This is a genomic window from Pseudanabaena sp. 'Roaring Creek' (genome assembly GCF_001402795.1).
Taxonomy (GTDB): domain Bacteria; phylum Cyanobacteriota; class Cyanobacteriia; order Pseudanabaenales; family Pseudanabaenaceae; genus Pseudanabaena.
The window spans coordinates 1-14635 of the sequence record NZ_LIRE01000336.1 but is presented as its reverse complement, the minus strand read 5'-3'; the positions used below and the strand labels follow the sequence as shown (position 1 = coordinate 14635).

Here is a 14635-nt window from a genome sequence, read left to right as displayed (position 1 = left end):
GTATAGCTACAGTCACTTGAATTAGGACAAATCAAAACCCAAGAATTAGTTGGCGGCGCAAAGCGCCGCCAACTAATTCTTGGGTTTTATGTCCTAGTACACTTGGCGACAGCTATATATTTAAAAAACTATCTGAGAGTTTATAAAATCCCCTGCTATGGAGTGGAAATTGTCAAGCATGATAGACAATAGAAATCAATAGTTTTATTAAAAGTATTGCCAAATTATTCATGAATTTTGAATCTGAATTAAATCTGACTCTCCGCGCCCGCTATCCCTTGATTTATATCCCTTCAGCAGAAGAAGAGCGAGTTGAGGGAGTAATTACCAATGTGGCAAAATCCTTGGGAAGAAGTGTATTTGTCTGGGATTTTGTCGATGGATACCAGTCTAATCCCAATGACGCAGGGATGGGCAAGCGCAATCCTCTTCAGGCTTTAGAGTTTGTTGATAAGATTCCTAAAGGGGCAGTATTTGTATTACGGGATTTCGATCGCTTTCTGGATGATGTGGCGATCGCTCGCAAACTCAAAAACCTCGCTCGTAGGCTCAAAAGTGAAGCCCAAAATATAGTTGTGATCGCCTCACAGCTTAATATTCCTGATAGTCTCGGTGAATTTTTTGCGGTTTTAGAATTTCCACTTCCTAATCCTCAAGAATTAAGAATTGAGATCGAACAAATTGCGCGTTCGACAAATCCGAGCAATGGCGTAGATTTGTCAAAACAGGCAGTTGATGATCTGGTGCGTGCTGGACAAGGACTTTCCCTAGAGCGGATTAGACGTGTATTGGCAAAAGCGATCGCTGAAAATAATTGCTTGCGCCCTGAGGATGTAGATTTAATTCTTGAAGAAAAACGGCAAAGTATCCGCCAAACCCAAATTTTAGAATTTTATCCATCCACTACCGAAATTAGCGATATTGGTGGTTTAGATAATCTCAAAGAATGGCTATTACGTCGCGGTGGTGCATTTAGCGATCGCGCCCGTAAGTATGGCTTACCCCATCCAAGAGGTTTACTGCTGGCAGGCATTCAAGGTACGGGCAAATCCCTCACTGCCAAAGCAATTTCCCATCATTGGCATTTGCCTCTATTGCGCCTTGATGTCGGTCGGCTCTTTGCTGGACTAGTAGGTGAGAGCGAATCCCGTACTCGTCAGATGATTCAACTAGCCGAAGCCCTCTCTCCCTGCGTGCTATGGATCGATGAAATAGACAAAGCCTTCGCTGGAACCGATGGTAGAGGCGATTCGGGCACGACTAATCGCGTTTTTGGAACTTTCCTAACATGGATGGCAGAGAAGACTTCCCCCGTATTTGTGGTTGCTACCGCGAATAATATTCGCACTTTGCCCCCCGAACTACTGCGTAAAGGGCGATTTGACGAGGTTTTTTTTGTGGGATTGCCCAATCAAGAGGAGCGATCGCAGATTTTTGCCGTACATTTAAGCAAGTACCGCCCCCACAACACACGCGCCTATGATATCGATCGCCTTGCCTATGAAACCCCAGACTTCTCAGGAGCAGAAATCGAACAGGGGATCATCGAAGCAATGCATATTGGTTTTAGTCAAAATCGTGACTTTACAACCGATGATGTTCTGGAAGCAGCCAGTCAGATCGTACCTTTAGCCCAGACCGCACAACAGGAGATTCAAGTTCTTCAAGAATGGGCTGCTTCTGGGAAAGCCCGATTAGCTTCAAGACAGAATGTATTTAGGGGCTAAGCCATAACAATATAGCTAACGTGGGTTCGGGATAAGGATGGAGACTGGTTCTTTTTAACTCGAACTCACGTTATATTACGATCTTTCCTTTAAGGAGGTAGGTGATCATCTCTCCTTTACCTTTGATGTTAATCGCCCCTCTCTCCTCAAGAACATACTTGGGTTTTAGAAGTTGGTAGGTGGCTTCAGTTACCTGAATACAGCCTGCTAGTCCGTAAGATTCCATGCGACTCGCGACATTCACCGTGTCTCCCCATAGATCGTAGATGAACTTCTTTGTCCCAATTACCCCTGCGATCGCCTGACCCGTATGAATTCCAATGCGCAAAGAAAAAACGCTTCCATCCGAACGCTTGAATTTCTGGATTACAGTTTGCATCTGTAATGCCATTTCCGCGATCAACTCAGCATGATCTTTGCTTGGCACTGGTAAGCCGCCTACTACCATGTAGGAATCGCCAATGGTTTTAATTTTTTCAAGCTCGTACTGCTCGACTAGATGGTCGAACTCCGAAAAAATATCATTGAGGACATTTACTAATTCGCTAGCAGAGATAGAAGCTGCATATTCCGTAAAATTGACAATATCTGCAAATAAAACCGTAACTTCTTCAAAGGAATCGGCGACGATCGTGCCGCTGGTTTTCAAATGAACTTTAGTCATTGATTGGATTGACTTCAGCCGCTCAGCAATTTCTTGGGGCAAGACGTTAAGCAGTAGCCGTTCAGATTTTTTTTGTTCAAATCTTAAGCTCTCTTCTGCTCTTCGTCGCTCTTGCGCCTCTAAACTGAGCGCGAGTAAATCCGATAGGGAATGAGCAAAACTAATTTCTTCTTCGATCCATAAATGCTCGATTTCCGTATGTTCAAATAGAATTATGCCCATTACTTCGCCGCTCAGTTCAAATCGGGATAATAGAACTGAAACAACATTCAAGGGTATACAGTAGGAGACGACCAGTTCCTGAAGAACTGGGTCTTCCTGCACATCTTCGATCGCAATGCTACGATTTTCTAATATTGCCGTAAATAGACTGGGGTATGCGGCTGCGGTTAAAACATTAGCTTCGCTATGGATGTGGGTGCTTTTTTGATAGAGGTCGAGGCAATGTAAAAGGGTTTTGTTTTTATCAAATAGCCAAATACTGACACGCTCGACATTTAAGGCATAGCATCCCGTGCGGGTAATATTTTGGACGGCAACAATAAAGTCTCCTTGATTGATGGCGCGATCCTTGGTCAAATCAAATAACACGTTCTGCTGTTTGCGGAGCTGTTGTTCCCGACGGGACAAAATAAAATTAGTCCTTTGCAAGGAAGATTTGGACGCATCTAGCTCATTGGTTTTTTCTTGAATGAGCGACTCTAGTTCCTTATTGGACTGTTTGAGTCGATTTAAAGTTATTACTAGCGATCGCCCCAAGATGCTCGCAATGGCGATCGCAATGGCAAGTACGAGCCAACGATTGGTAATAATTTCTAGGGGATGGTCGAGAGAGGGAATATCTAGGGTACTTAAATTGCGGGTGGCTAACTTGATATTTATTCTGTTATCTAACCAGTTTTTGGAGATCGCCGCGATCGCGATCATTTGTACACCAATAGTTACCGCCAAAGTAACCATTAGCAGCTTGTTTTGTAAAAGTTTGACAAAATGATTAGATAGCAGAGTTTTATGCTTGCAAAGGAAAATATTGCATCATGCTATCTTGATCGATCAAAGGGGTCAATTCGCACAATTGCTGACTAGATAATTCTCACTTTCTTTGACCTAAGCGAAAAAATGGCTAAGCATCTAATACCAAGTTAAGAAATGGCTACGCCATTTCTTAACTTGAAAACCCTTACTAGGTTTAGTTTTTAATTCCCAAAAGTGTTGTCACACTGTCGTGAATTGGTATAAATAGCTAGGCGCAATTAAATATAAAACCAAAAAATAAAAAGCTGTGGCGCACGCGCAGCGTGCGCCACAGCTTTTTATTTAGCTACTTGTTGGCAACTACATAAATTGTAAATCCATACCCACTTACGCATTGCCCCGCACGGATCTTGCAGCCTTTGCGTAATTCGATTTGACCGTCAACTTCAACATCGCCATCAATAATCATTAACTTTGCTACACCACCAGTATCAGCAACCCCGCACACCTTTAATAGGTTGCATAGGGTAATATATTCACCCGTTAACTCAAATTTTTCGTGAATTGTTTCTTGCATTAGTTATTGCCAAAGCTATGGTATGCCTTAAGTAGTGAGGCTCAATTAAATATAAAATCCCAATAAAATCCCACAATCTGAAGCGCAGGCTGCGCGTGCGCTTCAGATTGTGATTCTGGTTTTTAATGATGCCCAGCTACTTATGTTTCTATTTTAATGAGTTCACTGATTTGCGCTAAAAAATGAGCATAATATAAGCAGTACCGATAAATTTAAAAAAGTTCGTCAAAATTTTCATGAGTCAACTGTGGCAAGAGTTAGAGCGCGAAGTCGAACGGCGACGCACCTTTGCAATTATTTCCCACCCCGATGCGGGGAAAACGACATTAACTGAAAAGTTATTACTGTACGGGGGAGCCATTCACCTTGCGGGGGCAGTCAAGGCGAGAGCCGCCCAACGCCATGCTACTTCTGACTGGATGGAATTAGAAAAACAACGCGGGATTTCGATCACCTCTACCGTGCTGCAATTTGACTATATGGGCTATTGCATCAATTTGCTCGATACTCCAGGGCACAAAGATTTCAGTGAAGATACCTATCGCACCCTAGCTGCTGCTGATAATGCGGTGATGTTGGTGGATGGAGCAAAGGGTTTGGAGCCGCAAACCCGCAAACTGTTTGAAGTTTGTCGGATGCGATCGCTACCAATTTTCACATTTATCAATAAGATGGATCGCCCCACCCGCGAACCACTGGAACTATTGGATGAAATTGAAAAAGAATTAGGAATTGTGCCCTATGTAATGAATTGGGCGATCGGTACGGGCGATCAGTTTAAAGGCGTTTACGATCGCTCTAGTAAAACCGTGCATTTATTCAAGCGTAGCGCTCACGGACAGCGCGAGGCGGATGTTAATATCTATCCCTTTGACGATCCTCAAGCCATTAAGTTTATTGGGAAGAATCTTTATAATCAACTTTTAGAAGATCTCGAAGTACTTGATTCTGTTGGTGCAGAATGGAATACTCAAGATCTGCATTCAGGCAAGCTCACGCCTATTTTCTTTGGTAGTGCAATGACCAATTTTGGGGTGGAACTATTCCTCAAATCATTCCTTGAATATGGATTAACTCCTGCCGTTCACGATAGTTCTAGCGGTGAGGTCTCACCTACCGACGAGGACTTCTCCGCCTTTGTCTTCAAACTGCAAGCCAATATGGATCCCCGCCATCGCGATCGCATCGCATTTGTGCGCGTTTGTTCGGGCAAGTTTGAAAAGGATATGAGCGTCACCCACTTACGGAGTGGCAAGAATATTCGCCTATCCCACGCCCAAAAACTCTTCGGGCAGGATCGCGAGGCAATCGATGTTGCCTATGCGGGTGATGTGATTGGGCTGAATAATCCAGGCACCTTTGCGATCGGGGATACGATTTATCTTGGGAAGAAACGTCAATATGCGGGAATCCCTTGCTTCTCTCCCGAACTATTTTGCACTCTTCGCAATCCCAATCCTTCTAAATTCAAACAATTCCGTAAAGGTATATCGGAACTTCAGGAAGAAGGCGCAATTCAAATTATGTATTCCGTGGATGAAGCTAAGCGCGATCCGATTCTGGCGGCTGTCGGACAACTTCAATTTGAAGTCGCCCAATATCGTTTGCAAAGCGAATATAACGTAGAAACAATGCTGGAATCCATGCCCTATTCAGTGGCGCGTTGGGTCGAGGATGGTTGGGATGCCCTCGAATCGGTGGGCAGATTGTTTAATACCATGATAGTCAAGGATAGTTGGAATCGTCCCGTGCTGCTATTTAAAAATCAATGGAACTTAAATCAAGTTGAAAGCGATCATCCAAAACTCAAATTAAAGGCGATCGCACCCATTGCGGAATTGACCTCCACGGAAACCAAATAATTTTCAGCTTTGGTATAAAACCCAAAATAGTGTTGCCGCGCGGAGCGCGGCAACACTATTTTTCTTTTTATGTCCTGATACAGTTGACGGTAGCCATACTAAGTAGTTAAGCATAATTAAAAACCAAAACCAGAGAGCGTACCGCCCGCTACGCGGGCGGTACGCTCTTCTAGGTTTTAAGTTTACTTATGCTTAACTATTTAGAAATTCTAGAAAGTAAATACAGTTCTCAATGTACCGACGGTGATGGTGCTATTTCCACTGTTATTATTGGCATTGAAAATAAGCTGAAGATCGGGAGTAATGCTGATATTACTAGAGACTGGGAAGCGATAGAACAAATCTAGATTGGTTTGAGTCGCATTACCGACTTGACTTTCGATGAAGGGTTGTCCTATAGCGATCGCTGCCATAGCCCCTTCTTTAAACAGATCGGGAAAAGCAAAACCAGCAGACCAAGTTTGCGGACTGAGAGAATTGCTCGTTACCCCCGCATTAATGTAAGTGGGCAGAGCATTAGCGATCGCCGTACCCCGATTACTGATATTCCCAAATCCGTATCGCCCAAAGATAGCGATCGCCTTATTAAAAGCCCACTCAAAATTTACGCCACCAGTGTTGTAGTCCAAATTATTGACCGAGGCACGGGTATATTGCAAACGCACCGCAAAGGGTTTTTCATCATTGCCATTTTTTGGGGCAAACTCCAGTTCAAAAGTACCTTGGTAGGAATCCCCAAACAAACCTTGGTTAATAGTTCCATTGGGAGCAGTATTATTCGCCCTTGCACTATTACCGTTGGCAGCTACATAACCCGCTCTAATCGTAAAAGCGCTCTTATTGATGTTCCATGCAAGCAAGGCTCCAGCACCATTATTTACAGGTAAGGTCAGTGGATTATTGATAAATAAATGACCTGCAAAATCCACCGATTCGTCATTAGAAAAGCTGTTTTTGTCTAAATAGTCATTGAGGATAAGAACTGGTCCGACTGCTGCTTGAATATCCTCAGAAATTGGAAAGTTATAGACCAGCTTACCGAGGGAAACCGTGCTGGGGACAGCACTATAATCGTAAGCCGAACCATTTTGAAACCCTGTAAAACCAAGGAAAGTACCATTTGCCCCATCAAAGGAATTTGTGACACTGGTTCCCCCATTGCCGACCTCCAGACGAGTTATCAACAAATCTTGACCAGTAAAGCTGGTATTGAAATGCAAACGAACGCGGCTAATTACCGTGGCATTGGCGTTGTTCGAAGCCCCCGTTGTACCATTGGGACTGAGTAAATTGCTGGCTCCAGAGCCGCTGAAAGTGGCAGAGGCAATGACTTGACCGTCAAGTTTGGTCGTAGTGGAAAATTGCTGGGATTCGAGTTTGGTAGTTTTGGCATCAAGAGCATCGACGCGACCGCGCAGGGTGGCAAGTTCGGCGGCAAATTCTTCTTGTAACTTTTGTAAGGTGGCGAGATCGGTCTTACTGACCTTATCGGCTAAACCTGCGGAAATAATCTCATTGATCTTATCCAAACAAGCATTTAGCCCAGCGGCAAATTCATAGCGGCTGGTGGCTTGTTTTCCGCGAAAAGTGCGATCGGGGTAGCCCGCTATACATCCATAGCGCTCGACTAAAGACTGTAGCGCCGTAAAAGCCCAATCCGTAGGGCGCACATCACTGAGCTGAGAAACCGATGTGACATTCTGACCTATCACATCTTTGGATGGAGGTAATGATTGGGCTGCACTAGGATTAGGCAAAGTTGCCAAGGTGGAAAAAGCGATCGCCCCAAGCATAGATTTTTGAACTTGGGCAAACCAAACCTTCGACATTTTAAACTCCTCACTGTTATATCAATTTAATCTTAATAGTAATTAATATCATTAATTACTGGAGTAATTCTAATTTAAAAGCTGATTTTATTATGATTCTTATGGGATACTTGTAAAGTAATAATGCAGTTTTGCGATCTGCTGGATACTTAACTACTCCCAAAACATAATTTTTTGGAAATAGCGCATTTCGATGATATGCCTATATTTCCTTCGTTTTCTGTGCTGGCAAGCCTATAGGTTTTTGTTAAAAACACCTATGCGCAAAGTCCCTTAGCTTAGACTTTCCCATCGCAAAATCTAAGCTGACGCATTAAGCTAACTAATACAGGCGAAGCGAACGTAATGGTTCTTATTAGTTTTTATATACAAGCTGCAAATTAATTTATTGATTTTATCTTGCAATAGATACATTGTTTAAAGGAAGTGAACAACTTTTTATACCAATTCCCAAAAATGGCAACACCATTTTGGAATCTCAAAAATGGCAATTCATTACCTTACTGGGTTTGCTTTTTAATTTACTGAAGTGTTGGCTCTCTTCAGTGAATTGGCATTTAAGCAAAACTTACGTTGCTATATTGTGGCTATATTTTTTACGTCTCCATGACGAACATATGATAATAATAATCATTATCATATGTTAAGAGCTCAAAAGAGTCCAGTGATCCTAAAGGAAAACAGACGAATTGGATGAATTTAGAATGTATTGGCTAAAATCTACTTAGCGTTCAACAACCGAGCCTGTGGTACAAATACTCGAAAATCCCTTACGGGTTGGTTTACAGCAAGAAAGATCTCCTGAGCCTTTGATTCTGGTAATCTTTGGCGCATCGGGCGACTTGACTATCCGCAAGCTAGTTCCAGCAATCTACCATCTCAAGCAGCAGCGCCGTCTACCTCCCGAACTCACAATTGTCGGAGTAGCTCGAAGACCTTGGAGCCATGATTACTTCCGAGAGCAAATGCGTGAAGGCGTAGAGAAATTCTCGGTGGGTGTCGGTGCTGAGGCGCTTTGGCAAGACTTTGCCGAAAGCTTGTACTATCAGTCTCTTGATATGAGCAATCTTGAGGATTATCGTAAGTTGGATGAATTTCTCACCCAGCTAGATAAGGAAAGGGGCACTCGTGGTAATCGAGTCTTTTATTTGGCTGTTTCACCCAATTACTTTACCGATGCGATCGAGAAGTTAGGGCAAGCAGGCATGATTAAAAATCCGCAAAAAACTCGCTTAGTAATTGAGAAGCCTTTCGGTCGAGATCTGTCATCATGTCAAGATCTCAATCGGGTAGTTCAGAAAGCTTGTGATGAAAAGCAGATTTATCGGATCGATCATTATCTTGGTAAAGAAACCGTTCAGAACCTTTTAGTTCTTAGGTTTGCTAATGCAATTTTTGAACCCTTATGGAACCGTCAGTTTATCGACCACATTCAAATTACCGTGGCGGAAACAGTTGGTGTTGAAGATCGCGCTGGTTACTATGAAAACTCTGGAGCGCTCAGAGATATGTTGCAGAATCATTTGATGCAACTATTTTGTTTGACCGCGATGGAGCCACCTAACTCGATGGATGCTGATTCATTGCGAAATGAGAAAGTTAAGGTGATTCAAGCAACTCGATTGGCGGATACGCGCCGATTGGAGCGATCCTGCGTGCGGGCACAGTACAGTGCGGGTTGGATGAAGGGGAAACAGGTACAGGGTTACCGCCATGAACCTAATGTGAATCCTGAATCCCTCGTGCCCACCTACGTTGCGATGAAGTTTGAAGTTAACAATTGGCGCTGGCAAGGTGTTCCCTTTTATTTGCGAACGGGAAAACGGATGCCTAAAAAAGTTAGTGAAATTGCGATTCAATTTCGTGATGTTCCCTATTTATTATTTCAATCAGCAGCTAAGCAAGTTTCGCCAAACGTGCTGACTTTAAGAATTCAGCCTAATGAAGGGGTTGCGTTGAAGTTTGAGGCAAAAATGCCAGGAGCCGATCTGCGATCGCGATCGGTAGATATGGACTTTGGCTATGGCAAAACCTTTGGGATCGAAGGTTCTGACGCTTACGATCGCCTGTTACTAGATTGTATGTTAGGCGATCAGACTCTATTTACTCGTGGTGATGAAGTAGAGGCTGCTTGGAAAGTGGTTACCCCTGCACTTAGTGCTTGGGAAATGCCTAACGATCCTATTGTCGTGCCTCAATACGAGGCAGGGACTTGGGGACCTTCTGAAGCCGAACAACTGATCGAACGTGATGGAAGACAGTGGCGGCGGTTATAGGTAATGATTAATTGGTAATTGGTAAGGGCTTAGTATGAATTACGAATTAATTATTACCGATTACCAATTACTGATTACCAATTACCAATTGCCTTTACCTATCACCAAATCTTATTCAGTATCCAGCAGAGATGTTTTTATAAATCCATGAATACGCAAGCAACTTCCGTTGTATCTTTGCAAGCTCCCAAAGATGTCTCGGTTTCTCAAGTCGAAGCAGAGCTAAGCAAAATCTGGCAGTCCTATGGAGAAAACTCCGCCGCGCGTGCTACTACATTCAATCTGTTAGTGTACGAACCAGAAACTATTGGTGCAGCGTCAAGGATGGCTTCCGTTGATGCGATCGTTTCTCAAAGCCCCTGTCGCGTTATTGATTTGGTTACATTGGATGGTGTGGATGAAGGTATATCGGCGCAGGTGGCAGCCTATTGCCCGATTCAAAAAAGTCGTAGCTCGTTAGTTTGTGGTGAATATATCACCCTGACGGGAGCAACACTTGCCTTCGATCGCGTGCATAGTATCTTGCCAGAACTACTGATCCCCGATCTCCCCGTGTTTTTGTGGTGGAAAGATTGTCCCGCCCCAAATACGCGAATGTTTGAAAAACTAGTGAATTTAAGCGATCGCTTAATCTTAGATTCAGCAGTTTTTCCTAATTCAGAAGCGGATCTCCTTAAAGTTCAAGGGATGATTGATGCTGGCACTCAAATCGCCGATCTCAATTGGCAGAGACTAGCACCTTGGCAAGAACTCACTGCTCAAGCTTTCGATCAGCCCGATCGCCGCTCGGCAGTATGGGAAATCGATGGTATTACGATCGACTACGAACGAGGCAATAGCACTCAGGCTTTGATGTTTTTGGGCTGGATTGCGAGTCGTCTGGAATGGGAACCAATTGAGCGCAATGTTGAAGGTGGTGATTACAATATTCAGCATGTAATTTTTGAAGGTCGAAACCATATCAAAGTTAAGGCTGAATTAGCGGCGATCCCCATTGGCGATCCAGGCGAGGTCATTGGCGATCTAATTGGTTTGCGCTTGACTGCCTCTAACCAAAATACGGATGCTTGTAACGTGTTCTGTTCGGAATCAACGGGTTGTATGCGCATGGAAGCAGGTGGTGGTGCTCAAAACTATCGCGTCCATCAAGTTTCGCCTTTGTCAGATCAAAGTGCCGATACTCTATTGGGGCAACAATTGCAACGATGGGGACGAGAGGTTCTCTTTGAGGAAAGCCTCGCCCTCGTTTCTAAAATAATTGCTCTATAGCAAAACCCAAAAGACGAGTGGCGGCGCAAAGCGCCGCCACTCGTCTTTTAGGCTTTCCTTTCTCAAAGCCTAAAAGTAAAAGCCTTGCTAAGCAAGGCTTTTACTTTTAGGCTTTGAGAATTTGTCAGCTTAAACCGAACTGACGTTATACCAGTCTCCAAAAGTGTGGCTACACTTTTGGAGACTGAAAACCAAACCCAGCAAGGGTTTCAAAACCACAAAATGGCTACGCCATTTTGTGGTTTTGTATTAGATATTAAAATTCTTCGATTTCCAGTTGTCCGACAATAAAAGCGACACAGCCAAAAGCACAGGTGATCGGTAATGGATTGCGTAAGATAAAGCTAAATATTGATGCCAGACAGGAAATTGCGATCGCGGCAAATGTCCAAGATTTTTCATCGTCGCTCATCCCCTTCGCATTTTTAATCGCGCGGAGAGTGTCATTGGGTATCGGCAATGGCATTACGGAGCTTGGCGGAAATGCCCAATAATTACAACAACGTTCGACAAATAGGTCAGTCCAGCCATTTTCCTGACACCATTCATCAATCCATTCATCCCGAAAACGTTTCATAGGTAATACTGACCAATGCTTCTCTAAAAGAGAAACATGAGCGGCGGCGAAAGGCTACTCATGTTTCTTTTACTTAGATTAACAGGATGCTTGCAGATTGTGGTGTAAGTTACAAAAACTTAAAGATGCTCTTAGTAGATCTTTACGATTTGGGATAGATGTTATATCAAATATCAACCCCCTAAACCTGTAGCGGACGCTAAGCGTCCGCTACAGGTTTTTGCATTGGCTTTTAATTATGCCCAGCTACTTATAAAAAATTAGCTAATCTTGCCTTGCTTCAACATTGACAAAAGAGTTATTGCATAAATCGAAGGAGATACTTCTTCCAGCCGACAAAGTAGAAGCTAAATAGCGTTTACTAATTTCGCCTCTACTATTGCGAAGATTGACTTGGATATCGCTTACTCGCCTAGTTGTGGAATTTGTAGTCACATAGGTGACGCAGTTTTGATTTCTTGACTGTTTAGTAGCAACTGGTAGGTAGACGGTTGCTGCTTGGGCTACAAACTGCACTTGGGTAGAATTTATTATTGAACTTAGAAACAAATTAAGCATTATTTTAGAAAATACTAGGCTAATTAATGGTTATTTTTCTTTTAAAATTAATCTTAACCTAATTTTGATGACATACAAAAAAATATGTATTTTCCATAAATTTTTTCCATATTTACAGCGCTTTGTGCTCAAACCCAAACCAAGAAGATTTTTGAAAGCTTTGCGAATCAAAGCTTTCAAAAATCTTCTTGTGGTTTCTTTGATCGATAATTGCTGTAACAGAAAAAAGATCTATGCATCGCATATATCTTTTTTCTGTTACAGCTCCCTTCTTATTGGAGGGCGCATATCATTTTATGGATACTTCGGTATGAGCTTCAGCGATCGCATCCATAGGAGGTGGATTACTTACGCCTCGAATCGTATCGAATGTTCCTTTAATAAATCCAGCGATCGGGACGGCAATCAGCAAACCGAGAACGCCATTTAACTTAAAGCCAATATCAAGAGAAATTAGCATCCATACAGGATTTAATCCCGTTAGTTCACCCACGATACGAGGACCTAAAACGTTTTCCACAATTTGAATGATGGCGACGGCGACAAGTAGCACCTTTACTCCCAACCAAAAATTTTGCAAAGCAATCAGTAAGCTGACGGTGATAATCGTGCTAGAACCACCAAGGGGGATCAAGCTTGCCACTCCAATGCCAAACCCGAATAGTTGCGCTAGTGGAACGCCTAAAATCATCATGGCGGCGGTTTGCGATACCCCTAGAATTGTGGCTAGGGTCACTTGTCCTACAATAAAACGCTCAAAATTGCGAGGCAGCAAATTACGCACCTGATCGTTCCATTTTTGGGGTAGCCAACTGAGCAAACCATTCCACAAAAATTCTCCACGGAGTACCAAAAAAATTGAGAATATCAGGGTTAAGAAGATATTGACAAGGCTGCCGATCGCGCCAAATACAATACTAAAAAGTTGACTGGTAATCGATCTCAGAACACCCGTAAGTCTTTCGATTAATTGATTAAAAGTACTGCTGATATCGATCGGCAGTTGCTGAGCGATCGCCCAAGTCTCAAGGGTTTGAAGCTGCTGCTGTCCAGATTTAATCCACTCTGGCAAGCGGACGATTAGTTCATTTGCCTGTGCCAAAATTAGAGGCACGAGGAAGATGGCTAAGGTGCTGAGCAACATGAAAAATATAAGGATGACTAATCCTGCTGCGACACCTCGCTTCACCTTTAAGGAGATCAAAAAGCGAATAGGATAATCTAGCAAGAACGAAATAACTGTCGCCGTAATAAGAATACTGACTAATGGCTGCAATTCTCGGCATAGCTGTAGCAATAACCATCCGTTTAGAAAGATTAACGGAAAAGTTAAGCCTAGTGAAAACCAACGAGGCAACTTATTAAGGGTCTCAATCATACGAAACAATGTGACGCGCTAGGTATCTACTTAAAATTGTGCGCTAAAAGTGTTTGTTAAAACACAAATTCACGAAAAGTTTCCAGCAATCTTCTCTTCTTGTTTTTTGTTTGATTTTTGTCCTTATGCAAATGACGTGCGATCAGCAAAGTCTCTAGATCCTCTCCTCAAACGCAATCAATAGTTTGCGGAGTAATTGGCTTAGAGCTTCACGTTCTGACTCTTCTAGAACGATCAACAAACAATGCTCATTGGTCACATGGGCTTCTACAGCCCTTTCAATTACAGCAAAACCATCATTAGTCAACTGAACGATCGTTCCTCGCCGATCGCTAGGATCGGGAATCCGCCTTACCAGACCTGCTCGTTCCAATCCATCGATTCGATGTGTCATCGTACCCGATGAAACCATTTGCGTATTGAATAGCTCCGTCGGTGTAAGTTGATAAGGCTCGCCCGAGCGTCGCAACGTCGCTAGCACATCGAACTCCCCAACATTTAAGCCAAATTTAGAAAAAGATACCTGAAGCGCTTGTCCTAAGTGCTTGTTCAATCTGCCAATTCTCCCAATGATACCCATTGGTGATACGTCTAAATCAGGACGCTCTCTTTGCCATTGCGCCAAAATCCTATCAACGGCATCACTCATGAAAATTTTATTTTACCTAAACACCGAGCAAAACTATCTTAACATCAAGATAAATCGGTATAATCTCTACATTAAATATCTTGATACAGAGATAAAATCGTGAAAAGTCCTACAAGAGGATCGGATGTTTTTCTGACAGCTCTAGCGCCAATGACATGGGGAACCACCTATGCAGTAGCAACCGAATTACTGCCGTCCAACCATCCACTCACAGTAGCCGCCTTAAGAGCGCTAACGATTGGACTAATGCTTATAGATAATTTAAATAAAAACTACAGCTTCGACTTCGCTCAG

General features: G+C 43.1%; 11 protein-coding genes and 1 pseudogene. 5 read left to right on the top strand and 7 right to left on the bottom strand.

Features of this window, described 5'->3' with window-relative positions; all coding sequences use genetic code 11:
• Positions 1–230: 230 nt before the first annotated feature.
• Positions 231–1727, top strand: a complete 1497-nt coding sequence (locus AC805_RS11440) for an AAA family ATPase (protein WP_055075559.1) — start codon at positions 231–233, stop codon at positions 1725–1727.
• Between the two features lie 70 nt (positions 1728–1797).
• On the opposite strand, the gene AC805_RS11435 is transcribed toward AC805_RS11440, so the two are convergent.
• Both AC805_RS11435 and AC805_RS11430 read right to left on the bottom strand, forming a co-directional pair.
• Positions 1798–3351, bottom strand: a complete 1554-nt coding sequence (locus AC805_RS11435; protein WP_055075558.1) for an adenylate/guanylate cyclase domain-containing protein — start codon at positions 3349–3351, stop codon at positions 1798–1800.
• A 361-nt stretch (positions 3352–3712) separates the two neighbouring features.
• Positions 3713–3943, bottom strand: a complete 231-nt coding sequence (locus AC805_RS11430; protein ID WP_009628674.1) for an RNA-binding S4 domain-containing protein — start codon at positions 3941–3943, stop codon at positions 3713–3715.
• Positions 3944–4179: 236 nt separating this feature from the next.
• On the opposite strand from AC805_RS11430, the gene AC805_RS11425 reads away from it, so the two are divergent.
• Complete coding sequence (locus tag AC805_RS11425; RefSeq protein WP_055075557.1) at positions 4180–5805, top strand: peptide chain release factor 3; 1626 nt, start codon at positions 4180–4182, stop codon at positions 5803–5805.
• Between the two features lie 209 nt (positions 5806–6014).
• On the opposite strand, the gene AC805_RS11420 is transcribed toward AC805_RS11425, so the two are convergent.
• Entirely contained in the window at positions 6015–7634 is a 1620-nt protein-coding gene (locus AC805_RS11420) for an iron uptake porin (protein ID WP_055075556.1), read from the bottom strand.
• Between the two features lie 746 nt (positions 7635–8380).
• Here AC805_RS11420 and zwf point away from each other — a divergent pair.
• Positions 8381–9910, top strand: a complete 1530-nt coding sequence (zwf, locus tag AC805_RS11415) for a glucose-6-phosphate dehydrogenase (protein ID WP_009626079.1) — start codon at positions 8381–8383, stop codon at positions 9908–9910.
• 147 nt (positions 9911–10057) lie between these two features.
• Positions 10058–11179 carry a glucose-6-phosphate dehydrogenase assembly protein OpcA gene (gene opcA, locus AC805_RS11410; protein ID WP_055075555.1) on the top strand — a complete coding sequence of 374 codons (1122 nt, stop codon included), beginning with the start codon at positions 10058–10060 and terminating at the stop codon, positions 11177–11179.
• Between the two features lie 256 nt (positions 11180–11435).
• Here opcA and AC805_RS11405 read toward each other — a convergent pair whose 3' ends face one another.
• From AC805_RS11405 to AC805_RS11390, 4 genes are all read right to left on the bottom strand, one after another.
• Positions 11436–11756 (bottom strand): hypothetical protein, encoded by a 321-nt coding sequence (locus AC805_RS11405; protein ID WP_009626077.1) that lies wholly within the window; start codon positions 11754–11756, stop codon positions 11436–11438.
• 264 nt (positions 11757–12020) lie between these two features.
• Complete coding sequence (locus AC805_RS11400; RefSeq protein WP_156341389.1) at positions 12021–12272, bottom strand: hypothetical protein; 252 nt, start codon at positions 12270–12272, stop codon at positions 12021–12023.
• A 331-nt stretch (positions 12273–12603) separates the two neighbouring features.
• Positions 12604–13692 (bottom strand): AI-2E family transporter, encoded by a 1089-nt coding sequence (locus AC805_RS11395; RefSeq protein ID WP_055075553.1) that lies wholly within the window; start codon positions 13690–13692, stop codon positions 12604–12606.
• Between the two features lie 154 nt (positions 13693–13846).
• Positions 13847–14341: a MarR family winged helix-turn-helix transcriptional regulator gene (locus AC805_RS11390; RefSeq protein WP_055075552.1), complete on the bottom strand. Its 495-nt coding sequence runs from the start codon at positions 14339–14341 to the stop codon at positions 13847–13849.
• Between the two features lie 99 nt (positions 14342–14440).
• Between AC805_RS11390 and AC805_RS26825 the strand changes: the two are divergent.
• Positions 14441–14635: pseudogene (locus tag AC805_RS26825) on the top strand (hypothetical protein); the annotation flags it as partial.

Bases quoted from the DNA above. Each gene is read 5' to 3' on its own strand.
- AC805_RS11440 (WP_055075559.1), top strand. From the start codon at position 231: ATGAATTTTGAATCTGAATTAAATCTGACTCTCCGCGCCCGCTATCCC.
- AC805_RS11430 (WP_009628674.1), bottom strand. From the start codon at position 3,943: ATGCAAGAAACAATTCACGAAAAATTTGAGTTAACGGGTGAATATATT.
- AC805_RS11425 (WP_055075557.1), top strand. From the start codon at position 4,180: ATGAGTCAACTGTGGCAAGAGTTAGAGCGCGAAGTCGAACGGCGACGC.
- AC805_RS11435 (WP_055075558.1), bottom strand. From the start codon at position 3,351: ATGGTTACTTTGGCGGTAACTATTGGTGTACAAATGATCGCGATCGCG.
- AC805_RS11395 (WP_055075553.1), bottom strand. From the start codon at position 13,692: ATGATTGAGACCCTTAATAAGTTGCCTCGTTGGTTTTCACTAGGCTTA.
- AC805_RS11405 (WP_009626077.1), bottom strand. From the start codon at position 11,756: ATGAAACGTTTTCGGGATGAATGGATTGATGAATGGTGTCAGGAAAAT.
- AC805_RS11390 (WP_055075552.1), bottom strand. From the start codon at position 14,341: ATGAGTGATGCCGTTGATAGGATTTTGGCGCAATGGCAAAGAGAGCGT.
- opcA (WP_055075555.1), top strand. From the start codon at position 10,058: ATGAATACGCAAGCAACTTCCGTTGTATCTTTGCAAGCTCCCAAAGAT.
- AC805_RS11420 (WP_055075556.1), bottom strand. From the start codon at position 7,634: ATGTCGAAGGTTTGGTTTGCCCAAGTTCAAAAATCTATGCTTGGGGCG.